Consider the following 24,844-nt stretch of genomic DNA (forward strand, 5'->3'; position numbering starts at 1 on the left):
TTTTCAGGAGACAGTCATGGCCCACCGGCAACCGAAACACGCGGACATTCGCGAGCTGCTCTGCCAGGCGCTCGAAACCGAGCTTGGCGGCGAGAAGCTCTACGACGCCGCGCTCGCGTGCGCGACGGACGAAGACTTGCGCAAAGAGTGGCAGAAGTATCGCAAGGAGACGCTGCGGCACCAGGAAGTGCTGCGCGGGATCTTCGACGCGCTCGGGCTCGATCCCGACGAGCAGACGCCCGGGCGCAAGGCCGTCTCGTCGATCGGGCACGCGCTCGTGAAGACGGTCGAGACGGCGAAACAGCAGGCCGAGCCGGCCGCCGCGCAGATCGTCGCGGCCGAATGCGTGGTGCTGGCCGAGACCAAGGATCACCTGAACTGGGAACTGATCGGCTATGCGGCCGAGCAGTTGTCCGGCGACGCCGCGAAGCTGCTGAAGGACGCGCACGACGAGGTCGAGCCCGACGAGGATCATCACCTCTATCACACGCGCGGCTGGGCGCGCGAGATGTGGATCGCGTCGATGGGCTTCAAGGCCGTGCTGCCGCCGCCCGAGGAAGTGCGCAAGGTCGGCTCCGCGGCCGAAGCCGCGCGGGCCGAGCAGGCGCGCGGCAAGATGACGTGATCGCCGCCGGCGCGTGCGCGTGCGCGGCGCCGCGGCTCCGCTGAGTCAAGGAGAACGACATGATGGCATTGTGCTGGCACGGCAAGCATGCGGTGCGCCATGAGCGCGTCGCCGATCCGACGATCGTGGATCCGCGCGACGCGATCGTGAAGGTCACGCTTTGCGGCATCGGCGGGGCCGATCTCCATCTGTACGACGCGGTCATGCCCGGCGTGAACGACGGGACGATCCTCGGCCGCGAATTTCTCGGCGAGGTCGTCGAGGTCGGTCATGAGAACCGGCGCCTGCGGGTCGGCGATCGCGTGTCGGTGCCGTTCACGATCGCGTGCGGCAGGTGCCATCAGTGCCGGCACGGCAATTTCGCGTGCTGCGAGACGTCGAACCCGAATCGCGCGTTCGTCGAGCGGGTCTACGGCCAGGCGACCGGCGGCCTGTTCGGCTCCGGCCACCTGGCCGGCAGCTATCCGGGCGGGCAGGCGGAATACGTGCGCGTGCCGTTCGCCGACGTCGGCCCGGTGCGCATCCCGGACGACGTCGACGACGAGCGCGCGCTGCCGCTCGGCGACACGCTGCCGACCGGCTGGCAAGCCGCGGCGCAGTGCGCGATCCAGCCGAACGACGTGGTCGCGATCTGGGGCGCCGGGCCGGTCGGGCTCTACGCGGCGCTCGCCGCGCGGCTGCTCGGCGCAGGGGAGGTGATCGTGATCGACTGCGTGCCGGCGCGCCTCGATCTCGCGCGTGAGCTCGGCGCCACGGCGGTCGATTTCACGCGCCTGAGCGTGTCGGACACGCTCACCGAGCACACCGGCGGCCGCGGGCCCGACAAATGCATCGACGCCGTCGGCCTCGAAGCGCACGCGGCCGATGCGGTCGACGCGACGCTCGATCGCTTCAAGGAAACCATCGTGCCGGGCCTCGACCAGCCGCACGTGCTGCGCGAGATGATCTACACGTGCCGCCCCGGCGGCGTGGTGTCGATCGCGGGGCTGTACGGCGGGCTCGTCGACCACGTGCCGCTCGGCGCGTTCGTCAACAAGGGCCTCACGATGCGCGGCGGCCAGACGCACGTGAACCGCTGGACGGACGACCTGCTCGCGCGCATCCGCAACGGGCAGATCGATCCCGCATTCGTCATCACCGATCGCGGGCGGCTCGAGGACGGCCCCGCGCTGTACGAGCGCTGCCGCACGCGCGGGGACGGTTGCGTGAAGCCGGTGATGCGGGTCGCCTGAGCCGCGGCCGGCGCGCGACAGGGGGATGCGTTGCGACAAGCCTTTGAAAATTCGACACTGGACGCCGCCCGCGACGCCGACGCGGGGCAGGGCGGCCATGCGCGTATGTCGATATCGGCTGTGTGCACGGCAATGGCGTCCGATGTGCGTCCGCGTCCTTGCCATGGGTGCGTTTCCTGCCCATCCGGAACGCGGCTTTTTGAACGAGACTCCATGCTCACTCACAACACCCTGCGCGTGCCGGCGCCGAGCCGGCCGGGAAGCCCTCACGTTCGTCGATCCCGGCCCGGTCGCGACACCGATCACGGCAGCTTGTCGCCCAGATAGCCCGGCATGCTTCGGCCATTTTGCTGCGGGAAATCTTGATCGCCCTGAGCAACGCCAAAGAGAACGACCCCGCTTCCTTGTCGGGCGCAGCCACATGCTGCCGCAAGAACTCCGACCATACGAAGCTGACGAACGCGCGCGTCGGCTTGCGGTACGCGCCTGCGCGCCGGGAAAACGCCGCCAGGCTGTGATAGGGGTCATCGACCAGACCGGTGATCGTCGATGGCAGGTGATCGATGCTGCGTCGCCTGCCATGCTCGTCAAAAGGATGCACCCAGCGCCTCGCCTGCATTTTTTTCCAGAAGCGCCGAGGCCCGAGGTGGTGCCAGTCGGCGACGACGGTAACCGGCGCATCGAAGTAACCCAGATCCAGCCACGCGCGCGCCCAGTGATGATGATCGACGACATAAAGCGCGTTGTGCGGACCGACGACGACGTGGAGCGCGTGATCGCGCATGAACCGCTTGAGCCGGGTGCCGCTGTAGCGGGCGGTGATGAGCGCCTTGGCATGCACGTAGTCCATGCCGATCGTAATTTGGGTCGGCCTCAAGACCGATAACGGTACCCGATACATGTGATGGCCTCGATGGCGGTTGTCGGTGTGCGCGGTCGCCTGTCGGCCCGGCGGCGGATCGTTCCGGTTCTCTGTCGCGCAAAACGTGTTCCGCGGGAAGTCCGCCACCGACCCCCCTTGAAATTTTCGGCAGAGATCCTATCCTGATGTTCGCTCAGGCAGACGCGCGGGCCGTTCCATTCCGCGCGCTGCGTGTTTCGATTTGTTTGCCGGCGTCCGGCAGGCGAACTGGAGCGCGTAGGCCCGTTCGCCTCCCGGTTGCCATCGAGGAGGATACGATCATGAGCGATCTTTACTTCGGAACCGACCTCTTCAGCGAGTTCGACCGCCTGCAGCAGCAGATGGCGCAACTCTTCGGCGGTTTCCCGTCCAGCATCCGCGCCGGCCGGCTCGGCGCGTTTCCGCAGATCAACATCGGCGCGACCGACGCGTCGATCGAGATCGTTGCCTTCGCCCCGGGCGTCAAGGCCACCGAACTCGACGTATCGATCGACAAGGGCTTGCTGACCATCAGCGGCGAACGCAAATCGACGCGACCCGACACTGGAGGCGAGACGCGTACGTATGCGCAGGAGCGCTTCGTCGGTGCCTTCCGGCGCGTCATCGAGCTGCCCGACACCGCCGATCCCGACAAGGTCCAGGCGCGTTACGAAAACGGCTGCCTGTCGATCAGCGTCGGCAAGCGCGAGTCGTCCAAGCCGCGCGCCATCACTGTCCAGTAACTCGAGGAGCCGATCATGAACGACATGACCCAACTTACTGAACGCGACCCGTCCACCGTAGCCCGTCGCGATACCGATGAGCCTGCGCGCCGGATCACGCTCGTCCCGGCCGTCGACATATACGAGGACAGCCACGGCGTCACGCTGTGGGCCGATCTGCCCGGCGTGACGAAGGACAAGCTGGACGTGAAGGTTCACGACAGCAGCCTCGCGATCGAGGCCGAGGCGGTGGTGCCGACGCCGGCAAACCTGCGCGTGCAGCATGCCGAGGTCCGCGAACCGCACTTCGCCCGGACGTTCACGCTGTCGCCGGACTTCGATACGTCGAAGATCGAGGCGAGCCTGCAGGACGGGGTGCTGAAGCTGACGATCCCGCGTCGCGACGAGGCGCGCCCACGGCGCATTGAAGTCAAGACCACGTGAGCTGTCGGCAACGGTCGGTGGTCGGGAGCACGGGTGGCGGCGATCGCGCACCTGCCGTGTTTCGGCGAGCGTGCACAAGCGCCGCGCGTTGAGGCTCGGCGCACGCACGCTCTCCGGATGGGCAGGCCGCCACTCGCGAAACGAAACAGATCGAAGCTGAATCGGAGGACGCCATGAATACCGATTTGAGAAAGTGGAATCCCTTCAAGTTTCTGCGGGGAACTGCCCGCAAGCCGGACGCAGAAGGCCCGGAAAGCCCGCCGACAAGCGAACAGTGGCGGTCGTCGTGGGCGGACATCCCGCGACTGTTCTCGCGCGACCCGTGGCGTGCAGTGGAGGAGTATTTTCATGACCCGTTTGCCGGCCGTGGCGCGCTCGAACGATGGTTCGGCGACTTCAGTTCATCGCGCTTCCAGCCGCGCATCGACGTCGTCGACGAAGGGCCGGTGCTGCGCGTGACCGCCGAGCTGCCCGGAATGGAGCGCGAAGATCTGAAGGTGAGCGTCGAGGATGGGGCAATCGTGCTGCGCGGAGAGAAAAAGCAGGATGTGCAAAGCGAGGAAAACGGCTGCTACCGGCTGGAGCGTGCTCATGGAAGCTTCATGCGCACGATCCCGATGCCGGAAAACGCCGACCCCGATCACACCTTGGCAAAGTTCGACAACGGCGTACTCACGCTGACCGTGCCGAAGACGGAGCCGGCGCGGCCCACCAGTCGGACGATCGATATCGGCTAATACAGCTAAGGCAAGCACGCAAAGTGCAACGATGGCGGGCAGATTTCAGGCGGCGCGCTCCATCGACGCGGCTCGTTTTTCTGCATCGCTCCCCTGCATTCGGGGCCCAGTTTCACGGGAGACGGACATGCTCAGTCCACACGAATTTGCGACCCTGATGCTGGTTCGCCAAGCGCCGGACCAGCTCGACATGAATCGCGCCGAGCTCGATGCGCTGCTCGAACGCCAACTGGTGACACTGGAACAGTGCGCCGCAGGCGGACGGCGCGCGTACCTGACCGACGAGGGCAGAACGTTCCTCGACGTGCTTCATCCGAGCGGCACGCGTCGCCGGAGCACGAGGATGCCCGGCAGCGGCAGTGGGGAAAGCACATAGACGCCTTGGGCAGGTCAACCTCACGCGACCGGAATCTCGGCGCTCAACGTCAGCGTGTGATAGCGCTCGCGCTCTCGTTACGGGGCAGCGCAGCCGCAGCCAAAGCTTAAATCCAGCAGGAACCGCCGCCACGCCGTTGAGCACCGCGCTCCAGTACAGCGCGCGGACCCCGTTGACGATCACGACCGGCACGATCAGCGTCTTCGCGAGCCGCGCCGAGTAGTGCCGCCGGATCGCCGCGACGACGCCCTCGCGATAGCGGCCGCGCCCGACACAGGCGGCGGCGAGCTGAACCTCGACCATCATCGGCAGCACGACCACCGGCAGCCACAGCAGGTGGAAGCCGTACCGGCTGCCGGCCTGCGCGTACACGGCAATGCCGCTCGGGTCGTCGTCCGATGCGCCGGCGAGCAGGCTCGGGCCGAGCCGCCGATACCACGGCCGCGCCGCACGCCGCGCGTCGCGGTCGCGCCGGGGCATGCGCGCGCCCATCGGTCATCGGCGCATCATCGGGCGGCATGGGCGCGCTGGCGGTCGGCATGCGCGAGGCCGGCCGCCGTCCGCAGCGCATCGACGAGCACGCGATACGCGTGCTCGCGCGCATCGGCGCCGTGCGTGCGCAGCACGTAGGACGGGTGGTAGGTGGCAACCACCGCGTAGCCGTCGGCGGTCTGCAGCGTGGCCGTGGCGCCGCGCAGCGTCGCGTCGTGGTCGTGCAGCACCGCGCGCAGCGCGGTCACGCCGAGCGCGACGATCACCTCGGGCCGGACGGCGTCGATCTCGCGTTCGAGCCAATAGCCGCATGCGTCGACCTCGCGCTGCGCGGGGGTCTTGTGCAGCCGGCGCTTGCCGCGCGGCTCCCATTTGAAGTGCTTCACCGCGTTCGTCAGGTAGACCGACGCGCGCGACAACCCCGCATCCTCGAGCGCGCGGTCGAGCACGTGGCCCGCGGCGCCGACGAACGGCTCGCCGGCGCGATCCTCGCGGTCGCCCGGCTGTTCGCCGATCAGCATGATGCGCGCATCGCGAGGGCCCACGCCGGGGACGGCCTGCGTCGCGTGCTCCCACAGCGGGCAGCGCCGGCACGCGCCGAGCGTGGCGGGGGCGTCGTGCGGGTCGTTCGGCGGCTTACGCATGATCGGCGCCGGTTTGCGCATCGCCGGCGGCGCGCGCGGCATGGAACGATTGGTCGTGCATCTGCGGCTCCCTTTCGGTGATGCGCTCGATCGCGCAATCGGCATGCCGTCGCCGTGACGGGCGCGGCGCGCGCACGACGCACGGCGACGCCCGGGCTATTACACGCGGCTTGTAAAAAGCGGCCTGCGGTGCGCGCGCGATACATGAAAAAGGGCGCCGCAAGGCGCCCGCGATGATGCAATCGCAAAGGATGGATCAGCGATGGCCGGGGCCGCGATCCGGACGATAGTCGGGCGGCACGTCGTCTTCCGGCAGGCCGAGGCCGAGATCGTCGCCGACGTCCCAGTAAGGCGCGCTGCCGTAATACTGGTGGATCGGGCCGGCCCATTGCGGATCGGCCATCGCCGGCCAGTGATCCTTGTCGAAGCCCGGCGCGCTGCGGATGCGCTCCGAGGACACCGACAGCAGGAAGCACTTGCGCTCGGTATCGAGCGTCAGCGCGCTCCACGGGATCGCGAGCAGCTTGTCGCCGATGCCGAGGATGCCGCCGCTCGACAGCACCGCGTAGGCGACTCGGCCCGAACTCACGTCGAGCATGATTTCCTTGATCTTGCCGACGTCGTCGCCATCGGTCGTCAGGACCTTGTCGCCCTCCAGCGTGCTGGCGGCCATCACGTCGGGGCCGGGGCCGTCGGCCGTTTCGCGCCCCTTGCGGATGATCGTGGTTCGGCCTTGGTCGGGGGTATGCATGGTAGTCCTCCTGGCTGGGCGCGAGCGAGCCCGTAGCGGGCGATGTGTCGCGCGGTTGGAACGATCGATCGGGCGCGCCGTGCGAGCGCGCCGTCACGTCTGCTTCGGCTGCGACACGCATTCGGGCGTGGTCGCGAGCACGTCGCGCGATGCGCCGGCGTCGTCGCGCTCCGTCGGCCAAGCAAACTCCGGCGGCAGGATTGCGTTGACGCGGTGCATGGCACTCTCCTCGTATCGGTGTGGAGCGACCTCCGCAAGCGGCATGCCGCGGCGGCGCTCACTTTTTCTTCTGCCTGGACGGATCGATGCGCGTGACGCCGCCCGTCGACGGCGGATCGCTGGCGGGGAACGTGTCCTCGAGCGCTTTGTCGATATGCCGTTCCGAATGGCGCGTGCGTGCCTGGTCGTGCTCCTTCAGCGGCGGCGTGGCCTGCTCGCGGGCCGGCGTGTCGCGGCCGGAATGTTTGGGGTGGGTCATGTTGAGACTCCTGGCTGACGATGGGCTTGCTGTCGCAACGGCCGTACCCGTATGACGGTATGGGTATGCGCATTGCCGCACGGAGGGTGCCACCGTCACGACGCGACGTCGGCGTGGCGACCGGCCTCCGCAACACATGGCCCGTTGGGCGACAGGGGAGGGGGAATGGCACCGCAAAAGCAGACACCGAGCGTGCATTACGAACTCAACGTGTGCGGCGGCAGATTCGAGACGGTCAAGGAGCGCTTCCAGGCATGGAAGCGCGAGCCGCTGATCGCGCGGCCCGGGCGGCTGATGTTCGAGGGCAAGACGGAGGTGCGCCGGCTCGACGCGCGCTGCTTCGACGACACCGAAGCCGCGCGCCACGCGCTGCAGGACGCCTGCCGGCCGCAGGACGATTTCGCGCTGGCCGCGCCTGCGCGCGAAGACGGCCGCCAACTGTGGCTCGTGCTGGCTGCGTACGACGCATGAAAGATTTGTCCGGCCGATGTAGCTATTTCAATGACCGCCGCCCGCGCGCGACGCCGCGGCCCGTGCCCGGCTGGCACGCCGGTTGCGGCACTGCGGCATATCCGTCAGGAGGACACACGCATGGAACCCGACCCGCTGACGTCCCATCGGCCCGAACCGCCGCTGCCCGACGTCGAACCGGACCCGGTGCCGCCCGACGAGAACGACGACCTGCCGCCCGACATGCCCGAGCCGTATCGGCACCCGGAGGGCGACCCGCCGGAGCACCGGCCGCCCGAACGAGAACCGCCCGGCCGCGAACCGCCGGTGCGTGCGGCGCCGTCCGCCTGCCGCTGCCCGATGCGGCCGGGAGGGGCGCGATGAGCATACGCGTGGCGCCCGGCATCAAGCGCGAGCTGGCCGAGACGATCGGCGGGTATTTCGACGCCCGGGGCATGCCGTTCCATATCGAGGAGCGGCCGGCCGATACGCTGCGTGTCGGCTTCCGGATCGACGGCCATCCGGCCGTGGTCGCCGTCACGTTCGATCGCGACGCATTCGCGTCGTTCGACCGATGGGACGCCCCGCGCAAGCGTGGGGCGCTCGCGCGCATCGCCGCGAAATTCGCCGAAATGATGACACGGCGCAGCCCTTCCGCGTATGCGGGGGATTTTCATATCAACCGGTTCTAAGCGCGACACGCGCATGCCCGGCTGTCACTTTCCGGAGGAAAGCCAATGAAACCGAATCGAACTTTGTGCGCGATCGCCTGCGCGATCGCCGCCACGTGCGGGATGGCCGCATGCACGCAGAACGGCCCGTATGGCGGCACGCGCCCCGGCACGACCGAGCAGCAGAGCGGCGCGATGCCGGCTCCCACCACGGACGCGAGCAGCCGTTACGACACGCACGCGCCGATGGGCGGCACCGCGCCGTCGAGCGGCGAGAGCCGGAACCCCGGCGCGCAGCCCGCGACGGTTTATTGACTTGACGCTCGCGCGCCGCGCGTGCCGTTCCGTCGGTGACGGAGCGGCACGCACGGCTGACCAGCCGGGAGCCATGATGCAGAACAGCGAATCGAACCCCACACCGAAGCAGCAGCAGGAGATCGCGGCGCAGAGCCCGGTCAAGACGCCGGCCGCCGGCACCGACATGCCGGACGCGCAGACCCAGGCGGCCGGCTTCGCGCACCCGCCCAAGCCGCTGTCCGCGGAAGCCGTCGCGGCGAAGGCGCCGACCGGCCTGCCGCCGATCGATCGCGATGCATACGCGAGCGACAGCGCCGACCCCGTGCGGCGCGCCGCGAGCCGGATCGTCACGCTCGACAACGCGAACATGGCCGCGACCGACAACACGGTCGACGTCGACGGCAAGGGCATGGAGGCGCGCCAGGGCGCGTCGGAATGGCAGGACAACGTGATCTACTCGAACGCGTCGCTCGACGACAGCGTCGATACGCCCGACGAAGGGCTCGGCGGCTTCGAGAGCCGGCCGGGCGGCAGCCTGCCGCAGATCGCGACGCGCCCCGGCTGGCAGGTCCGCCACGTGGGCGTGGTCGAGATCGCGCATGGCGACGTCACGCGCACGGAGCACGTGATCCGCTTCGAGCGGATCGACTGACGCCGCTGATACCGCTGATACCGCTGATTCCGCTGATTCCGCTTATGCAGCTGACGCCGCTGATTCCGCTGACGCCGCTGATGCAGCTTATGCAGCTGATGCAGCTGATGCCGCTGATGCTCAAGGCGGCGACGGGCGCCGTATCCGCGCACCCGTCACCGGCCTGGAAGCCGTCATCGCGCCGTCATTGCGGCCCGAGTTCCAGCGCGGCCGTATCCGCCTCGTTGCCTTGCGCGACCAGCACGTGAATGTGGTTCGGCACGACATCGGCGATACCGCCGGCCGGAATCGTCACCAGCAGCCAGTCCGCGCTGTTGGCCAGGTTGACGGGCGCGGTCTTCAGGATCGCGGTCTTGCTGCCCGCCGTCGTGACGATCACCTGGTACGTGCCGCCGCTCAGGTAGATGGAATCCTGCCCGGTAGCCGGCGATGCGTTCTGGTAGGCCGCGCCGGACAGCGTCGGGCTCTGCGTCGTGATGTCGGTGCCGGGCGCCACGACGTACACGTCGACGTCCCGCGCGTTCGGCGACGCGTTGAAGCTGCGCACGCGCGCCTTGTCCGACAGCAGGCCCTTGTCGAACGGATCGTCGATCACCGAGATCGGCGATTGCGTGCTGGGCAGCGCGATCGTCGTGTAGTGATGCCCGTTCGCCGCGCTGAACGTCTGCGCCGCGACGGTCGTCGTCGTGCCCGACACGTCATAGCTGGCGTTCTGCGTGCCGGAGTCGACGTCGTGATAGCGCGTCACCCCCTTGTACGGGATGCCCGCCGCGTCGATCTTCGCGTTCAGGTAGTAGTCGAGGTTCGGGCCGGCCGGCACCGCGTTGATGAAGCGGGCCTGCGGATGGGCGATGCCAAGCTCGGTGCCGACGTCGTTGCCGCCGCCGCATGCCGCCAGCGCGGTGACGATCGAGCACAAAGCCACAACGGTTCGAAGGGAAGCCATGTCGTCCTCTCGGATGGGGAACCCGCTTGCCTTGCGCGATCGCCGCGAGCATCCGCCCGGATCGCCACGCAGGTTGGTGGATGGAAGGTGGGCGCCGCGTCGGCGCAGCGCGCCGGGGCGGCGCCCGGAATACGCACTTCGCGTGCCCGCTCGCGCGAACGCGCGGCGGCGCCGCCTGCCGCGCGCGCCCCCAAACTTGCTGGCAATTTGTAAAAAAAGCAGGGCGCCGCCGCTATGCCGCACGGGCGAATCGATGCCCGATGCCCGCGCCCCGCGCGGGAGGCTGTCGGCATGGAAGTTGCACGTCATCCACCTGCGCATGCAACGAACGCCGCCCGCCGGCATGCGGCGGCGAGCACCGGAATGACGATTGCGACCGCACAGGCATCGTGCGCCGGACGCACGCGAACCTGAAAGGGAGTCACACCATGCCAGCAAAATCCCAGGCCCAGCAGCGCGCAGCCGGGGCCGCCCTGTCCGCCAAGCGCGGCACGACGAAAGCGAAGGACCTCAAGCCGCCGTCGAAGTCGATGTACAAGTCGATGAGCGAAAAGCAGCTCGAGGACATGGCGGCGACGCCGACGCGCGGCAAGCCGAAGCACAAGCGCGACGCCTAGCGCATGCGACGGTTTCCACGATCTCCATTCAAGGGAGGGCAAGATGCTTCGATACGCGCTCATTTTCTTCATCGTTGCGATCATCGCGGCGGTCTTCGGCTTCGGCGGCATTGCCGCCGGCGCCGCGGAAATCGCGAAGGTCCTGTTCGTGATCTTCGTCGTGATCTTCCTGGTCACGCTGCTGCTGGGCGTGGTCCGACGATGACGACTCCGCAGCCGCCGTCCGCGCGCGAGCGCGGCGGCACGACGCCGCCCCCCGAGGTGATGGAGCGGGTGGCCGAACTCGAACGCGCGCTGGCGAACGGCTTTCCGTCGCAGGCGACCGTGGTCGTCTATGCGGACGACGCGTCGGGCGGGCTCACGATCCAGGTGTCGTGGGTCCGCCTGCCGGTGCCGGACGAATCGAGCGGCCGCGAATGGCGCTGCACGGTGAATCTCGGCTTCGCGCCCGTCGTGCTCGCGCACTACGCGTCGCTTGGCGCGGACGCGCGCCTGCGCGTCAACGCGCGGCTGTGCGACATCGCACGGCAGGCGGTGGACGCGCGCACGCCGCGCGTCGAGGACGCCGGCATCGAATGCAGCGCGATGCTCGACGTCACGGCCGCGATGATCGACGAGGCCGTGCGCGGCCCGTGACGCGCGACGACACGCCATGGACATCATCGTCACGCTGTTCGGCGAGGGCCGGCTGCTCAATCCCATGCAGATGACGTTGCGCGCGATCGTCGTGTTCTTCATCGCGCTCGTGCTGATCCGGGTCGCCGGACGGCGCGCGTTCGGGCAGCGCTCGCCGTTCGACTACGTCGTCGGCATCCTGCTCGGCGCGACGCTGAGCCGCGCGGTGGTCGGCGCGTCGCCGTTCGTCGCGACGGTGGTCGCGTCGCTCGCGATCGTGCTCATCCATCGCGCGCTCGCATGGATGTGCGTGCGCTGGGCGCGCCTCGAGCGGCTCGTGGTGGGCGCGGAGCGCGAGGTGTATCGCGACGGCCGCTTCGACGATGCGCAAATGCGCGCGGCGCTCATCACGGAGAGCGACGTCCACGAAAGCGTGCGGCAGGCGCTCGGCGAGCGCAGCCTCGCCGGCGTGTCGGCCGCGATCCTCGAGCGCAACGGGCATGTGAGCGTGATCCGGCGCAAGCCGTGACGCCCGCGCCCATGCGATGAAGGAGGGCACACCATGGCATCCCGGATGATCTGGAAAGGCGCGATCAGCTTCGGGCTCGTGCACGTGCCGGTGCAGCTCTACCCGGCGACGCGCACGGTCAAGCCGTCGTTCCGGCTGCTCGACAAGCGCTCGATGGACCCGGTCGGCTACCGGCAGATCAACAAGCGCACCGGCAAGGAAGTCATGCGCGACGACATCGTGCGCGGCTACGAATACGAAAAGGAACGCTACGTGATCCTGAGCGACGACGAGATTCGCGCGGCAAACCCCGAATCGACGCAGACGGTCGACATCCTGACCTTCGTCGACGAGCAGGCCGTGTCGTTCCTGTATCTCGACACGCCGTACTACCTCGTGCCGGATCGCCACGGCGAAAAGGTCTATGCGCTGCTGCGCGACGCGCTGAAGGACAGCGGCCGGATCGGCATCGCGCACGTCGTGATGCGCGACCGTCAGCATCTCGGCGCGCTGATTCCGGTCGGGCCGCTGCTCGCGCTCGACACGCTGCGCTGGCAGGAGGAGCTGCGCCCGCTCGACGAGCTGCCGGCGCCCGCCGCCGATGCGCGGCGCGCCGGCGTGAGCGCGCGCGAATTCGACATGGCGAAGAAGCTGATCGCCGAGATGTCCGGCGACTGGACGCCGGACCAGTATCGCGAAACGTTCCGCGACGACATCCTCGAACTGGTCGAGCGCAAGGTGCGCTCCGGCAAAATCGAGGAGGTCGGGGATCTCGGCGCGCATCCGTCCGCGTCGGCGCGCGCGGCCGCGAACGTCGTCGACCTGACCGAACTGCTGAAACGCAGCCTGCGCCAGGGGGGCGGTGCCCGCGACGAAGCGGCGGACGACGGCGCCGCGCCGCGCGCGCGCGCACCGGCGAAGAAGGCCGCCGCGAAGCGCACGCCGACGAAGGCCGGCACGGGCACGCACACGACGCGCGGCGCGGCGAAGAAGGCCGCACCGCACAAGAAGCGGGCGGCGTGACGCGGCCCGCGAGGACGACATCATGCCCAGCAAGCTCGATCCCTATCGACGCAAGCGCCGCTTCGACGCGACGCCGGAGCCGAACCCGAAGCGCAAGGCCAGGCCCAAGCCCGACGGCGCGCGCACCCGGCGCGGCGCCGTGCCGCTGCGCTACGTGATCCAGGAACATCATGCGCGCCGGCTGCATTACGACTTCCGGCTCGAACTCGACGGCACGCTGAAATCGTGGGCGGTGCCGAAGGGGCCGAGCGTCGATCCGTCGGTGAAGCGCCTCGCGGTGCACGTGGAGGATCACCCGCTCGACTACGCGGAATTCGAGGGCGAAATTCCGAAGGGCCACTATGGGGCGGGTTCCGTGACCGTCTGGGATGCCGGCGTGTGGGAGCCGGACGGCGGCGTCGCGCAGGCGCGCAAGGGCTATCGCTCGGGCAAGCTGACGTTCCGGCTCGACGGCGAGAAGCTGCACGGCGGCTGGGCGCTCGTACGCAGCGGCCGGCAGGATGCGCGGCAGGAGCAGTGGCTGCTCGTGAAGGAACGCGACGACGACGCGCGCAGCGCGGACGACTACGACGTCGTGGCCGCGCAGCCCGGCAGCGTGCTGCATGCGCATGCGCGGGCGACGCCGCGGGCAACCCGCCGCGCGCCGCCGGCATCGAACGGCGCACGGCGCGCGCGACGGGCGTCCGGCGCATCCGACGTTTCCGGCGTTTCCAGCGTTTCCAGCGTTTCCGGCGTTTCCGGCGTTTCCGGCGTTTCCGGCGTTTCCGGCGTTTCCGGCGTTTCCGGCGTTTCCGGCGTTTCCAGTGTGCCCCGCGTGTCCGACGTCGAAGGCGCGAAGCGCGCCGCGCTGCCCGAGCGCCTGACGCCGCAGCTCGCGACGCTCGTCGATGCGCCGCCGCAGCACGGCGACTGGCGCTACGAGATGAAGTTCGACGGCTACCGGATCCTGGCCCGCATCGACGGCACGGGGGCGCACCGCCGCGTGAAGCTGACGACGCGCGAAGGCCACGACTGGACCGCGAAGTTCCCCGCGCAGCGCGACGCGCTGGCGCAACTCGACGTCGCCGATGCATGGCTCGACGGCGAGGCGGTCGTGCTGCGGCCGAACGGCGTGCCGGATTTCCAGCGCCTGCAGAACGCGCTCGGCACGGGCCACGCCAATGCGGTGACGCTGTTCCTGTTCGACCTGCCGTTCCTCGACGGCCACGATCTGCGCGATGCGCCGCTGGTGGCCCGGCGCGGCCTGCTCGAACCGCTGCTGGCCGACAGCGATCCGGCGCTGCTGCGCTTTTCGCCCGATCTCGGCGAGCGCGGCCCCGTGCTGCTGGCGAGCGCGTGCGAGGTCGGGCTCGAAGGGCTGATCGCCAAGCGCGCGAACGCGCCGTATCGCGCGGGGCGCTCGGCCGCGTGGATCAAGCTCAAATGCCGGCGGCGGCAGGAGTTCGTGATCGGCGGCTTCACCGAGCCGGCCGGCAGCCGGCACGGCTTCGGCGCGCTGCTGCTCGGCGTGCACGAGCCGGTGCCGGGCAACGGCGCGACGCTGCGCTACGTCGGCCGCGTCGGCACGGGCTTCGATACGCGGATGCTCGACCGGCTGTCGGCCCGGCTGCACGCGTGCGAACGCGCGACGATGCCGTTCGCGACGCCGCCGCGCGAGCGGACCCGCACGCGCGTGCACTGGGTCCAGCCGACGCTCGTCGCCGAATGCGAATTCGCGGAGTGGACCGGCGACGGCATCGTCCGGCAGGCGGCGTTCGTCGCGCTGCGCGAAGACAAACCGGCGCGGCAGGTGGTCATGGAGCGGCCCCAGCCGGCCGAGGAGGCGACGAAGCCCGACGGCGGGCGCGGCAACGGCCATGCGGATGCACGCGGCGACGGTGCGCGCAAGGGCAACGGCAAGGCCAAGGCTAAAACTAAAACTAAGGCTAACGGCGAGGTTAACGCCAAGAGCAAGGCCAACGACAAGAGCAAGGCCAACGACAAGAGCAAGGCCAACGGCAAAGGCAGGGCTAACGGCAAGGGCAGGGGCAAAGCCAACGGCGACGCCGGCCATGCATCCGCTTCCGCTTCCGCTTCGACTTCGGCCCCGGCCTTGGCCTCCACCACACACGTACGCATCACGCATCCCGACCGCGTGCTCGATCCGGCCAGCGGCACCCGCAAGATCGACCTGGTCCGCTACTGGGAATGGGTCGCGCCGTGGTTGCTGCCCGACCTGAAGGGCCGCCCCGTGTCGCTCGTGCGCGTGCCGGGCGAAATCGGCGGCGAGCAGTTTTTCCAGCGGCATGCCGAGCAGCGGGAGATCCCGTTCGTCACGCGGCACGCAGGCCTCGATCCGGGCCACGGGCCGCTGCTGACGATCGACAGCGTCGACGCGCTGGTCGGCGCCGCGCAGATGGGCGCGCTCGAACTGCATACGTGGAACGCGCACGCGTCGAACATCGAGCACCCCGACCGCATCGTGTTCGATCTCGACCCCGATCCGGCGCTGCCGTGGCGCGCGATGATCGAAGCGGCGCAACTGATGCACGGGCTGCTCGAAGCGCTCGGCCTCGCGTCGTTCTGCAAGACGAGCGGCGGCAAGGGGCTGCACGTGGTCGTGCCGATCACGCGCCACGCCGGCTGGGACGACGTGAAGGATTTCGCGAAGGCCGTCGCGCAGCACGCCGCCGCGGCGCTGCCCGATCGCTTCACCGCGAAGATGGGCCCGCGCAACCGGCGCGGCAAGATCTTCGTCGACTACCTGCGCAACGGCCGCGGCGCGAGCACGATCGCCGCGTATTCGGCGCGTGCGCGCCCGGGCATCGGCGTATCCGTGCCGATCGGCTGGGACGAGGTGCCGCACACGACGGGCGGTGCGCAGTGGACGATCGACACGCTGCACGCCAGGCTCGAACGCCTCGCGCGCGACCCGTGGGACGGCTACGGCGACGTGCGCCAGCGCGTGAGCGCGCAGATGCGGGCGCGGCTCGCGTCGTCGTGAGCGCGCGAGCGGTCAGGGCCGCCGCGCGCGCCGGTGATACCAGCTCATCAACGGCGTGGCCGACACGCCGTGCGCGATCACCGACGCGGCGACGATCGCGAGCACCGGCGCGACGAGCGGGCGCACGGTGTCGGCGGGCCCGAGCTCGAGCGCGAACAGCAGGTAGTAGAACGAGCCGATGCCGCGAATCCCGAACCACGCCATCAGGCGCCGCTGCGCGGGCGTCGCGCGCGAGCCGGCGAGCGACAGCAGGACCGCGGCCGGCCGGACCGCGAAGAACAGCAGCACGGCCAGCAAGGCCGTGCGCCACGTGAACAGCGCGCCGGGCAGCGTCGCGAGCACGCTGCCGACCATCGTCATCACCACGGCTTCCGCGATGCGTTCGAGCTCGATCGTGAAGCCCAGCACCGATTCGGCCATGTACGCATGCGCCTTGTCGGGATGCTGCTCGGTGGCCACGACGTTCGCCGAATCGACCTTGCCGATCACGTCGCGCGGCGCGCGGTCGCCGCTCGCGCGATGCTCGACGCGGCGCATCGCGACGCCCGCGGCGAAGGTCGCGATGAAGCCGAACGTGTGCGCGAGCTGTGCCGCGCCGAACGACAGTTCGATCAGCGCGAGCGCGAAGAACCCTTCGAGGCCGAGCGCCTGCGCATGCCGCGTGCGCAGCCAGCCGATCGTATGCGTGGTCGCCCAGCCGAGCGCGCCGCCGATCGCGGCCGCGCCGGCGATACCCCACAGCGCGGCGAACGCGAACGCCGCGGACAGCGGCGCCATTCCGTGCATCCCGCCGGGGCTGCCGCACAGCGCCAGCCCCGCGAGCGCGAACGGCAACGCGATGCCGTCGTTCAGGCCGCCTTCACCCGACAGCGCGAAGCGCACGAGGTCGCGGTCGCCCGGGTCGCGCACCTGCACGTCGTGCGCCAGCACGGGGTCGGTGGGCGCGAGGATCGCCGCGAACAGCAGCGCGGGGCCCGCGCCGAGCCCGAGCACGAGCGCCGCGCACGCGGCCAGCACCGGCACGGTGACGAGCATCGCCAGCAGGCCGAGCCGGCATGGCACGCGCCACAGCGGATCGGGCAGCGGCACGCGCAGCCGCAACCCGATCGCGAACAGCGACACGAGCAGCGCGACCTCGACGACGCGGCGCAGCAGCGCCGCATCGGTGGCGATGTCGAGATGCAGCAGGCCCGCGCCGGCCGGCCCGAGCAGCCATCCGAGCAACAGGTAGATCATCGCCGTGCTGCACGGCAGGTTGCGCAGCGCCGACGTCGCGATGCCCATCGCCAGCAGCACCGCGCCGACGATCAGATACAACAGCGCTTCGTGCATCCGCCCGCATCACGGCTTGCGGCCGAATGCCTCGCGCAGTTTCCGTTTCGCGCGCTCCAGCGTCGTGCGGCGCGACTTCGGCAGGTTGCGGCCGGCCCGGTTCACATAGAAGTTCAGCATCGACATCGCCGACTGGAACGGCGACGCCTTGCGGCGCCGGCTGCGCTCGGCCGAACGCTTGAGCGACGCGGCGATCGCGCCGGGATCGTCGGATTTGAAGGTGTCCGGCTCGATGTCGAGCGCGTCGCTGGTGCGCATGACCTCGGCGGACCAGCGCTGCGGATGGCCGGGCGTGGCGCTGCGACGCCGGCCGGGGTGTCGGGTCAGGCGTTTGCCGTGGGCAGGTGCGGCCGGGGAATGGCTCATGGCGGGGTACTCCGTCGAACGGGGGGAATCGGTGCTGCGCATCGTGCGATGCCGCAATGCGCATGCCGCCCGGCGCAGGGTGCGTCCCCGTGGCGCGCACGACTGCACGACGAAAGGAGGCATGGAACCTGCGAGGAGAGGGCTCCACGAACGTAGCAAGGGAGGCATCGGCAATGACATTCGCAACCGTAACACTGGGCGCCGTCGTACGCGGCGTGCTGGCCGGCGCCGCGATGGCGGCGATCGCCGTCGCCGCGCCGGCCCGGGCCCAGTCGCAGGCCGCCCCGGGCGCCGGCATGATGCCGCCGACGGCGGCATCGTCGCCCGATCGAAGCGCGCCGCCGCCCATGCAGCCGCCCATGCAGCGGCAGATGAAGCCCGGCGCGGGCAGCCAGGCGATGCCCGGCCAGAGCAGCGCGAGCGGCTACCCGCGCCCGGGCGGCGCGGCCGGCGACGAGGAACGCTCGCCCGGCAGCGCCACGGGAGGCGGCGGCGTCGGGGGCCGCGCAGGCGCCAGCGGCAACTGAACGATCACGACGGCCGGCGCCGCAGCGGGCGAAACGATGTGCCGGCCCTTCGAACAAGGAGAACATCATGGCTTCGAATCCCGACAACCTGCTCGAGCACGACGACCTCGATGCCGTGGCAGCCGACGTCGACGACGATCTGAACACGACCGTCCATCTCGAGATCGAAACGGGTCAGGTCGTGTTTCATGCGGCGTGGGCCGACCCGACGTGCGGCGTGGCGCAGCACGCGGTCGAGCTCGCGATCGACTGCCGGACGATGGAACGCTACGCCGAGCTTGACGCCGTCGTGCGCAGGCGCGTCCATGCGATGCTGCACGAGACCGTGCAGCAGATGGCCGACCAGATCCCCGCAGGGGAGGCGCAAACCTGCACGCTGACCGTCGAAATCACCGACGCGATGCTCGACGCGGCGATCCGCCTGCAGTAACGGCGGCCGGGCCGCAGCGACGCGCGCCGCGTTACACCCGATTGAAAAGTTTGCACGCGATCCCGCCCCGGGCGACGCCCGGGCGGGTCCGACACCCTGCACGATGCCAGGCCGCCGGGGCGGCGTCAGCGCGCGATCGCGACCGGCGCATTGACGCGCACGACGGGCGCGGCGGCCTCGTCGAGCGGCGGTTCGTGCACGAAGCGCTCGATCACGCCGGTCTCGAACAGCAGGCAGAACGTGGAGCCGCCGTACTGGAAGAAGCCGATTTCGTCGCCCTTGTCGACGTGCTGGCCCGGCACGACCTCGATCACGCACGACGACACCTCGGCCATCCCGACGAACACGCAGGCGACCGTGCCGATGCCCGGATCGTCGCAGGAGATCGCCACGATCGCGCGCGTGGCGACGGCGGTCAGGTAGCCCTGCGAGTCGTTCAGGCCGCGCGGATCGTTGCCTTGCGCGTCGGCCGCCGAGTAATAGGTGCCGTCGACCCGGTACGCGTGCGTGATCGTGCCGCTGACCGGCGCATGCCAGCGGTGATAGTTGTACGCGCTCAGGTAGGCCTGGTAGACGTCGCCGCCGACGAAGCGCTCGGCCAGCGCCGGGCGGGCCGGCGAGAAGATGTCGTGCAGCGAGTACGGCTGCGCCTTGATCCAGAACAGGTCGCGCTTGCGCACGTTCAGCGCGACGTGGTACGGGGCCGCCTCGCACGCGCTGACGACGACGTGCGGATCGTCGGGTTCGACCACCGGCCGCGCATACGCGCGGAAACGGCGCGTGAAGAAATCGTTCCACGACGCAAAGCCCAGGTGCGGCTCGTCCTGCAGGTACACGAACTGGGACAGCCCGACGCGCTGCCGCGCTTCGTCGCAGAACCAGCCGTCGGGCGCGTCCTCGGACAGGTGCGTGCGCGAATGCGGGCCGCCGAGGAAATCGCACCAGACGCCCAGCACGCGCTTCAGGTGCGCATTCACCGCCGCATCGCGAAACACCGGATAGCCGGACGGCATGCACATCGGCCAGTCGAGCAGCGCGTTCAGCGGGCAGACGATGAGGCTCGATTCGCTGAACGGCGGCGTGTAGGTCATCAGGTGGTCGATCACGACCATCAGCTCGTCCACGCCGGCGTAGCCGAGCACGTAGCCGTCGCCGGCGGCCTCGTCGATCGCGCGCGTCATCCCCATGCGCAGCACCGGGTTGTCGTCGAACAGCTGCGCGAGCTCCTGAACCGCAGGGGTGCGCAGCCGGTCGCCCGCGTTGCCGGCGGCCTGGGTCGCGAGCTGCTGGCGGAACGCGGCGAGATGCGCCTCGCTGGCCGACAGCCAGTCGCCGATCCGGTGGCGCATGGCGAGCGGCGCGGTGCGAAGGTCGGTCGACATGGCGGTCTCCAGGCGGGCGTCGGTGCGACGCGATAACGCAGGTCGAGCAAGATGCTTGCCCGCCGGGCCGGCGCGGGTCGATCAACGCGTCGTCGCTCGCGCGTTCGTCGTACCAGTCGGGGTGCGCGCGGCGCAGCGCGGTGCAGCATGCGGCCTGCGCGTGGCGTTTTTACATCAGCGATGGAAGTCGGCAATGCGTTCCGTGCCGCTACATGCGCGGCACGGAACGGATGTCCGTGCTGTCGCCGGCCGCCGATACGGCGCCGCTCTCGTGAATCGGCGCGCCGGGCGCATAGCGGACGATCGCGCCGCGCTCGACCGCATGCGGGAAATCCGGCGGCGCGTCGACGTCGTCGCCGAAGCGCGCGCGTACGAACGCGCGCAGCAGCGCGATGCGCGGCGTCGCGCCGTGGGCGGCAAACGTCCCGGAGAGGCCCGTGAAGCGGGCGACGCAGGCGGCCCCGGCGTCGTATCGCACGATCCGCACGTCGTCGACGCGCTCGAGCACGCTGCCCGCGTCGGCCCACGACGCAGTCGGCGCGAAATGCGCGTCGAGCCGCCGCAGCCCGTCGCTCGCGGCCGTCACGACCACGCCTGGCACGACGGCCGTGAAGCGCAGCGCGTCGCCGTCCGCGCACAATGCGCGGGCGCACCAGTAATCGAGTCCGGCTCCGTCGAGCACGTCGATGCGCATGTTGGCCTCCGTTCAAGCGGGCTGCACGTCAGTTCGCAATCTTCATGCCCGCGCCGCCCGTCACCCGCATGCGCGCGACGAGCAGGTAATGATCCGACGTGGGCCGCGCATGCGCGCTGCGATGCACGGCCACGTCGAGCAGCAGCTCGCCGGGATGGATCCAGATCCGGTCGAGCGCGAACAGCGGAGACAGGGTCGGAAAATGCGCGGCGCGGGCGCGCGCCGGCAGCGGCTCACCAGCGCGCGGCGCGGGTGAACCATTCGTTGATGTCGCCGAACAGGATGACCGGCATCGCCCCGTGTCGAACAACGCGAGCAGGCTCTCCACCTGCGCGCAGCGTCGCGAAGCCGGCAGCGCCGTCGATGAGCGTCGAGAAGCGGTTTGCGTGGCGGATCGCGTCGCAGCTGCGGCCGCGTTCGAGCAGGCCGTGGCGGTCGGCGTCGCTGCCGCCGGAGCGCGTGCGCGCCGCTAGCGCCGGCACGCTCATCGCGCGTCGCCATCGAGGCGTTGCAGCAGCGCCTCGCAGCGCATGCGCAGCGCCCGCAGCTCCGGCGCGTTCGCGTCGACCCAGATGCGCTCGCCGTCCGCGATGCCGGCCAGCTCGATCGCGATGTCGTAGATGCCCTGCGCGAGCGTGATGGACGTCGCGCCGATCCGCAGCCGGTCGAGCCAGTCGAATTCGGTCCGATGGCACGCCTGCCAGACGTGCATGGCGGCCACCAGATGGTCGGGGTCAAGCCACTCGCCGGTCCGCACGCGGGCAGCGAGCTGGCTCGTCACGAGATAGCAGAGCAGGTCGACGCGGGTCATGCGAGGCTCCCCGCCGACGTGTCGGGCCGGCACGCGCGCACGCCGTCGAGCTGCTGCAGCGTCAGGCAGATCGCGACGAATTCCGGATGGCTGGTGCGCGACAGCGCGACCGACACGTTGTCGATGCCCGGGTCGTCGTCGGACTGCTGGACGATGAACTGCTTGCCCCGCACGCGGCGCGCGCCGAGCGCGTCGTGCAGCGTGTCGAGCGTCAGCCCGCCGCGATCGGCCACGATCCGCAGCCGGCGCTGCTGCCGCTGCGCGATGAAGCGCCGCTCGAGCGGTTTGATGCCGGCCAGGATCGCCAGCACGATCGCGGTCGCGCCGATGGCGGCCAGGTACATACCGCCGCCCGCGGCCAGGCCGATGCCGGCGACGGCCCACAGGCTCGCCGCGGTGGTCAGCCCGCGCACCACCTCACCGCGCAGCAGGATCGAGCCCGCGCCGACAAAGCCGATGCCCGACACGACCTGGGCGGCGACCCGCGACGGATCGACCACGATGCCGGTGCGGCCCACGACGTCCTCGAAGCCGAAGATCGACACGAGCATGACGAGCGACGCGCCGACGCACACGAGCATGACGAGCATGACGAGCGACACGCCGACGCACACGAGCATGTGCGTGCGCAGCCCCGCGGCCCAGTTCAGCCGCTCCCGCTCGATGCCGACCACGCTGCCGAGCAGCGCCGCCAGCAGCAGGCGGCCCATGAGTTCCAGATGGCTGATCATCGCGGGTGCCTCCCGTGTGTTGTGTTCTGCCGACGCGGGCGCGCAAGCGCCGTGCCCGGCCCGCGCGGCCCGGGCCCGCGAGGGGCGCGGGCATTTTTTGCAATCGTCGGCGCGCAAAGGCAACGCAGGGCCGGGAACGGTGCTTGCGTCAGCGGCCGGTGTCCATTTGTCATTCGCGGAGGGCGCATGAACATGCTCACTAGCGCGGGCCCGCTGGTTTCGCTGATCGCGGGGATTCTGATTCTCATCGTCCCCCGCCTGTTGAACTACATCGTGGCGATCTACCTGATCGTCATCGGGCTGCTCGGGCTGTTCGGCGGGCACCTCCGCTGAAGCCCCGGCCGCCGTCCCGGCAGGCGACGATCGCGCGGGCTTCCGCGGGCCTTCGCACCTCGCCTGGATTCCCTGCGCGCGGCCGCCATGCGCCGCTTCCCCGCTTTGCCCTTCGTTTCGCGATGCCGCTCAATCGCCGTTGCCGGTACGCCGCAGCGCGCCGCGCCACCGCCTGTTCCGACACCGGCGGCGCTCGTTCGCCGCCCGATCGCGCCTAATCGCCATTCGACGGCAGCACCGCCGACAGCACCTGCCGCGCCGTCTCGACGATCACGTTGCGCTCCCGCGCGTCGCCCTTCATCAGCGCTTGCGCAAAGTGCTTCGCCTGCTGCAGCGTGATGTGCGGCGGCAGCGGCGGCACTTCCGGATCGCACTTCACCTCGAGCACGACCGGGCGGTCCGCGGCCAGCACGTCGTCCCACGCCGCGCCGAGCTGCTCCGGTTCGTCGACGTAGACGCCTTTCAGGCCGATCAGCTCCGCGAAGCGGTGATACGGCACGTTCGGCACCTGCTGCGACGCGTCGAACTTCGGGTCGCCTTCCATCACCCGTTGCTCCCACGTGACCTGGTTCAGGTCCTCGTTGTTCAGCACCATGCAGATCCAGCGCACGTCGGGCCAGCGTTTCCAGTATTTCGCGACCGTGATCAGCTCGGCCATGTTGCTCATCTGCATCGCGCCGTCGCCGACCATCGCGATCACCGGGCGCGCGGGATACGCGAACTTCGCGGCGATCGCATACGGCACCGCCGCGCCCATCGACGCGAGCCCGCCCGACAGCGACGCCATCATCCCGCGCCGCATCATCAGGTCGCGCGCATACCAGTTCGCGCACGAACCCGAATCGCTCGTGAGGATCACGCCGTCCGGCAGGCGCGACGACAGCTCGGTGAACGCGCGCTGCGGATTCACGCCGCGCCCCGGGCTCGCCTTCGCGGCCGCGCGCGCGGCCAGCGTGTCGCGCCAGTCGTCGTTCCAGCGCGCGATCCGCTCGCGCCAGCCGCCGTCCGGATACTCGTTCAACAGCGGCAGCAGCAGGCGCAGCGTCTCGGCGCTGTCGCCGACCAGGTTGACCTCCATCGGATAGCGCAGGCTCAGCATGTCGGCCTTCAGGTCGATCTGCACGCCGCGCGCCTGGCCTTCCTTCGGCAGGAACTCCGAATACGGAAAGCCGGAGCCGACGACGAGCAGCGTGTCGCACGCCATCATCATCTCGTAGCTCGGCTTGGTGCCGAGCAGCCCGATCGGCCCCGTCACCCACGGCAGGTCGTCGGGCAGCGCGGCCTTGCCGAGCAGCGCCTTCGCGGCGCCCGCGCCGAGCCGGTCGGCCACTTCGATCACCTCGTTGGTCGCGCCGAGCGCGCCCGCGCCGATCAGCATCGCCACTTTCTTGCCGGCGTTGAGCACCTCGGCCGCGCGCCGCAGCTCGTCGGGGTAGGGCACCACCTTCGGGCGCGCATAGCCGACGCCCGAATGCACGGTGCCGTGCGCGCGCTTCGGCGGCAGGTAGTCGAGTTCCTGCAGGTCGCTCGGCAACACCAGCGCGGTGACCGTGCGCGCGGCGAGCGCGATGCGCACCGCGCGGTCGACCAGGTGCCGGACCTGGCCCGGCACGGTCGCGAGCTGCACGAACGCGCCCGCGACGTCCTTGAACAGCGCGGGCAGATCCACCTCCTGCTGGTAGTGGCCGCCGAGCGCCGCGCGCGCCTGCTGGCCGACGATCGCAAGCACCGGCATATGGTCGAGCCGCGCGTCGTACAGGCCCGTGACGAGGTGCGACGCGCCGGGGCCGGACGTCGCGATGCACACGCCGAGCTCGCCTGTAAATTTTGCATGCGCGGATGCCATGAAGGCCGCCATCTCCTCGTGGCGGGCCTGGATGAATTCGATCTTGCCTGCCGCGCGGGCGAGGGCGCCGAACATGCCGTTGATGCCGTCGCCCGGATAGCCGTAGATGCGGCGCACGCCCCATTCGTACAGCCGTTCGACGATGAAGTCCGCCACAGTCGCCATGCTGGTTCTCCCTGATTCGCGATGAGCCGCGCGCACGCCGATTGACGGGCGCGCCCGGCGGGATGCGTCACGGTTCCGCAAGGC

33 protein-coding genes and 2 pseudogenes are annotated in these 24,844 nt (G+C 69.9%); 20 read left to right on the top strand and 15 right to left on the bottom strand.

Translation table 11 applies throughout. The features are described from left to right. The first annotated feature begins 16 nt into the window (after positions 1-16). Together ABFO07_RS32520 and ABFO07_RS32525 are read left to right on the top strand one after the other, a co-directional pair. Entirely contained in the window at positions 17-625 is a 609-nt protein-coding gene (locus ABFO07_RS32520) for a ferritin-like domain-containing protein (RefSeq protein WP_059806134.1), read from the top strand. 59 nt (positions 626-684) lie between these two features. Continuing rightward, complete coding sequence (locus ABFO07_RS32525; RefSeq protein ID WP_060014817.1) at positions 685-1,857, top strand: alcohol dehydrogenase catalytic domain-containing protein; 1,173 nt, start codon at positions 685-687, stop codon at positions 1,855-1,857. Between the two features lie 217 nt (positions 1,858-2,074). On the opposite strand, the gene ABFO07_RS32530 is transcribed toward ABFO07_RS32525, so the two are convergent. Continuing rightward, the gene (locus ABFO07_RS32530) at positions 2,075-2,758 is read right to left on the bottom strand and encodes a ParB/Srx family N-terminal domain-containing protein (protein WP_060014819.1); all 684 of its coding nucleotides are present in this window, start codon (positions 2,756-2,758) and stop codon (positions 2,075-2,077) included. A gap of 281 nt (positions 2,759-3,039) precedes the next feature. Between ABFO07_RS32530 and ABFO07_RS32535 the strand changes: the two genes are divergently transcribed. The 4 genes from ABFO07_RS32535 (at position 3,040) to ABFO07_RS32550 (ending at position 5,016) form a co-directional block, all read left to right on the top strand. Next, on the top strand, positions 3,040-3,480 hold the full coding sequence (locus ABFO07_RS32535; protein WP_059806124.1) for an Hsp20/alpha crystallin family protein: 441 nt from the start codon (positions 3,040-3,042) through the stop codon (positions 3,478-3,480). A gap of 15 nt (positions 3,481-3,495) precedes the next feature. Beyond that, positions 3,496-3,903: an Hsp20/alpha crystallin family protein gene (locus ABFO07_RS32540; RefSeq protein WP_059806120.1), complete on the top strand. Its 408-nt coding sequence runs from the start codon at positions 3,496-3,498 to the stop codon at positions 3,901-3,903. A 173-nt stretch (positions 3,904-4,076) separates the two neighbouring features. Continuing rightward, positions 4,077-4,640 carry an Hsp20/alpha crystallin family protein gene (locus ABFO07_RS32545; protein ID WP_060014821.1) on the top strand — a complete coding sequence of 188 codons (564 nt, stop codon included), beginning with the start codon at positions 4,077-4,079 and terminating at the stop codon, positions 4,638-4,640. Between the two features lie 127 nt (positions 4,641-4,767). After that, a complete protein-coding gene (locus tag ABFO07_RS32550; protein WP_060293849.1) occupies positions 4,768-5,016 on the top strand; it encodes a hypothetical protein in 249 nt (82 codons plus the stop codon). A gap of 170 nt (positions 5,017-5,186) precedes the next feature. Here the strand turns inward: ABFO07_RS32550 and ABFO07_RS32555 are convergent. The 5 genes and pseudogenes from ABFO07_RS32555 to ABFO07_RS32575 form a co-directional block, all read right to left on the bottom strand. After that, positions 5,187-5,508: pseudogene (locus ABFO07_RS32555) on the bottom strand (divalent metal cation transporter); the annotation flags it as partial. Positions 5,509-5,522: 14 nt separating this feature from the next. After that, a complete protein-coding gene (locus tag ABFO07_RS32560) occupies positions 5,523-6,152 on the bottom strand; it encodes a UdgX family uracil-DNA binding protein (RefSeq protein WP_347469945.1) in 630 nt (209 codons plus the stop codon). 256 nt (positions 6,153-6,408) lie between these two features. Beyond that, positions 6,409-6,903, bottom strand: coding sequence for a PRC-barrel domain-containing protein (locus ABFO07_RS32565; RefSeq protein ID WP_059557398.1), 495 nt, complete (start codon positions 6,901-6,903; stop codon positions 6,409-6,411). Positions 6,904-6,996: 93 nt separating this feature from the next. Next, positions 6,997-7,122 (bottom strand): hypothetical protein, encoded by a 126-nt coding sequence (locus ABFO07_RS32570; RefSeq protein WP_257785953.1) that lies wholly within the window; start codon positions 7,120-7,122, stop codon positions 6,997-6,999. A 58-nt stretch (positions 7,123-7,180) separates the two neighbouring features. Further along, the gene (locus ABFO07_RS32575; protein WP_059557402.1) at positions 7,181-7,381 is read right to left on the bottom strand and encodes a hypothetical protein; all 201 of its coding nucleotides are present in this window, start codon (positions 7,379-7,381) and stop codon (positions 7,181-7,183) included. Between the two features lie 165 nt (positions 7,382-7,546). On the opposite strand from ABFO07_RS32575, the gene ABFO07_RS32580 reads away from it, so the two are divergent. The 5 genes from ABFO07_RS32580 (at position 7,547) to ABFO07_RS32600 (ending at position 9,451) form a co-directional block, all read left to right on the top strand. After that, positions 7,547-7,852, top strand: coding sequence for a hypothetical protein (locus ABFO07_RS32580; RefSeq protein WP_059806108.1), 306 nt, complete (start codon positions 7,547-7,549; stop codon positions 7,850-7,852). 120 nt (positions 7,853-7,972) lie between these two features. After that, entirely contained in the window at positions 7,973-8,215 is a 243-nt protein-coding gene (locus ABFO07_RS32585; RefSeq protein WP_124490614.1) for a hypothetical protein, read from the top strand. Beyond that, entirely contained in the window at positions 8,212-8,523 is a 312-nt protein-coding gene (locus ABFO07_RS32590) for a hypothetical protein (protein WP_347469946.1), read from the top strand. The genes ABFO07_RS32585 and ABFO07_RS32590 overlap by 4 nt, the downstream gene beginning before the upstream one ends. 45 nt (positions 8,524-8,568) lie before the next feature. Further along, complete coding sequence (locus ABFO07_RS32595; protein WP_124595822.1) at positions 8,569-8,817, top strand: hypothetical protein; 249 nt, start codon at positions 8,569-8,571, stop codon at positions 8,815-8,817. Positions 8,818-8,893: 76 nt separating this feature from the next. Next, positions 8,894-9,451 (top strand): DUF3005 domain-containing protein, encoded by a 558-nt coding sequence (locus ABFO07_RS32600; protein WP_059908242.1) that lies wholly within the window; start codon positions 8,894-8,896, stop codon positions 9,449-9,451. Positions 9,452-9,635: 184 nt separating this feature from the next. Here the strand turns inward: ABFO07_RS32600 and ABFO07_RS32605 are convergent, their stop codons facing one another. Further along, positions 9,636-10,397, bottom strand: coding sequence for a DUF4397 domain-containing protein (locus ABFO07_RS32605; protein ID WP_347469947.1), 762 nt, complete (start codon positions 10,395-10,397; stop codon positions 9,636-9,638). A 428-nt stretch (positions 10,398-10,825) separates the two neighbouring features. On the opposite strand from ABFO07_RS32605, the gene ABFO07_RS32610 reads away from it, so the two are divergent. The 6 genes from ABFO07_RS32610 to ligD are packed head-to-tail and all read left to right on the top strand — an operon-like array spanning position 10,826 to position 16,143. Further along, on the top strand, positions 10,826-11,014 hold the full coding sequence (locus tag ABFO07_RS32610; protein WP_059880512.1) for a DUF3008 family protein: 189 nt from the start codon (positions 10,826-10,828) through the stop codon (positions 11,012-11,014). 43 nt (positions 11,015-11,057) lie between these two features. Further along, complete coding sequence (locus ABFO07_RS32615; protein WP_069236600.1) at positions 11,058-11,219, top strand: DUF1328 domain-containing protein; 162 nt, start codon at positions 11,058-11,060, stop codon at positions 11,217-11,219. A gap of 59 nt (positions 11,220-11,278) precedes the next feature. Then, on the top strand, positions 11,279-11,650 hold the full coding sequence (locus tag ABFO07_RS32620) for a DUF3022 domain-containing protein (RefSeq protein ID WP_059806621.1): 372 nt from the start codon (positions 11,279-11,281) through the stop codon (positions 11,648-11,650). Positions 11,651-11,666: 16 nt separating this feature from the next. Next, a complete protein-coding gene (locus tag ABFO07_RS32625) occupies positions 11,667-12,158 on the top strand; it encodes a DUF421 domain-containing protein (RefSeq protein ID WP_059921837.1) in 492 nt (163 codons plus the stop codon). Positions 12,159-12,191: 33 nt separating this feature from the next. Next, positions 12,192-13,160, top strand: a complete 969-nt coding sequence (locus ABFO07_RS32630; RefSeq protein ID WP_347469949.1) for a Ku protein — start codon at positions 12,192-12,194, stop codon at positions 13,158-13,160. A 22-nt stretch (positions 13,161-13,182) separates the two neighbouring features. Continuing rightward, positions 13,183-16,143, top strand: a complete 2,961-nt coding sequence (gene ligD / locus ABFO07_RS32635) for a DNA ligase D (RefSeq protein WP_347469950.1) — start codon at positions 13,183-13,185, stop codon at positions 16,141-16,143. Between the two features lie 12 nt (positions 16,144-16,155). Here ligD and ABFO07_RS32640 read toward each other — a convergent pair whose 3' ends face one another. Next, entirely contained in the window at positions 16,156-17,475 is a 1,320-nt protein-coding gene (locus ABFO07_RS32640) for a cation:proton antiporter (protein ID WP_347469952.1), read from the bottom strand. 9 nt (positions 17,476-17,484) lie between these two features. Further along, positions 17,485-17,841, bottom strand: a complete 357-nt coding sequence (locus tag ABFO07_RS32645; RefSeq protein WP_347469953.1) for a DUF3175 domain-containing protein — start codon at positions 17,839-17,841, stop codon at positions 17,485-17,487. Between the two features lie 173 nt (positions 17,842-18,014). On the opposite strand from ABFO07_RS32645, the gene ABFO07_RS32650 reads away from it, so the two are divergent. Next, complete coding sequence (locus ABFO07_RS32650) at positions 18,015-18,368, top strand: hypothetical protein (protein WP_347469954.1); 354 nt, start codon at positions 18,015-18,017, stop codon at positions 18,366-18,368. Positions 18,369-18,435: 67 nt separating this feature from the next. Beyond that, entirely contained in the window at positions 18,436-18,798 is a 363-nt protein-coding gene (locus ABFO07_RS32655) for a hypothetical protein (protein ID WP_347469955.1), read from the top strand. Between the two features lie 125 nt (positions 18,799-18,923). Here the strand turns inward: ABFO07_RS32655 and ABFO07_RS32660 are convergent, their stop codons facing one another. The 5 genes and pseudogenes from ABFO07_RS32660 to ABFO07_RS32680 all read right to left on the bottom strand — a co-directional run bounded on the left by ABFO07_RS32660 (position 18,924) and on the right by ABFO07_RS32680 (position 22,416). Next, positions 18,924-20,180, bottom strand: a complete 1,257-nt coding sequence (locus tag ABFO07_RS32660; protein ID WP_059880491.1) for a phosphatidylserine decarboxylase family protein — start codon at positions 20,178-20,180, stop codon at positions 18,924-18,926. A 208-nt stretch (positions 20,181-20,388) separates the two neighbouring features. Then, positions 20,389-20,874 (bottom strand): phage protein NinX family protein, encoded by a 486-nt coding sequence (locus ABFO07_RS32665; RefSeq protein ID WP_347469956.1) that lies wholly within the window; start codon positions 20,872-20,874, stop codon positions 20,389-20,391. 28 nt (positions 20,875-20,902) lie between these two features. Further along, positions 20,903-21,229 (bottom strand): annotated as a pseudogene (locus tag ABFO07_RS32670) (endonuclease/exonuclease/phosphatase family protein); the annotation flags it as partial. Positions 21,230-21,358: 129 nt separating this feature from the next. Further along, positions 21,359-21,685: a hypothetical protein gene (locus tag ABFO07_RS32675; protein ID WP_059880488.1), complete on the bottom strand. Its 327-nt coding sequence runs from the start codon at positions 21,683-21,685 to the stop codon at positions 21,359-21,361. Continuing rightward, a complete protein-coding gene (locus ABFO07_RS32680; RefSeq protein ID WP_347469720.1) occupies positions 21,682-22,416 on the bottom strand; it encodes an MgtC/SapB family protein in 735 nt (244 codons plus the stop codon). Before ABFO07_RS32680 ends, ABFO07_RS32675 begins: the two co-directional genes overlap by 4 nt. Positions 22,417-22,602: 186 nt before the next feature. On the opposite strand from ABFO07_RS32680, the gene ABFO07_RS32685 reads away from it, so the two are divergent. After that, positions 22,603-22,749 (top strand): DUF3096 domain-containing protein, encoded by a 147-nt coding sequence (locus tag ABFO07_RS32685; protein ID WP_081063145.1) that lies wholly within the window; start codon positions 22,603-22,605, stop codon positions 22,747-22,749. Between the two features lie 214 nt (positions 22,750-22,963). Here the strand turns inward: ABFO07_RS32685 and ABFO07_RS32690 are convergent, their stop codons facing one another. Next, positions 22,964-24,760, bottom strand: coding sequence for a thiamine pyrophosphate-requiring protein (locus tag ABFO07_RS32690; RefSeq protein WP_060149221.1), 1,797 nt, complete (start codon positions 24,758-24,760; stop codon positions 22,964-22,966). Between the last annotated feature and the right edge of the window lie 84 nt (positions 24,761-24,844).

This window comes from Burkholderia stagnalis, from assembly GCF_039848545.1.
In the GTDB taxonomy this organism is placed as follows: domain Bacteria; phylum Pseudomonadota; class Gammaproteobacteria; order Burkholderiales; family Burkholderiaceae; genus Burkholderia; species Burkholderia stagnalis.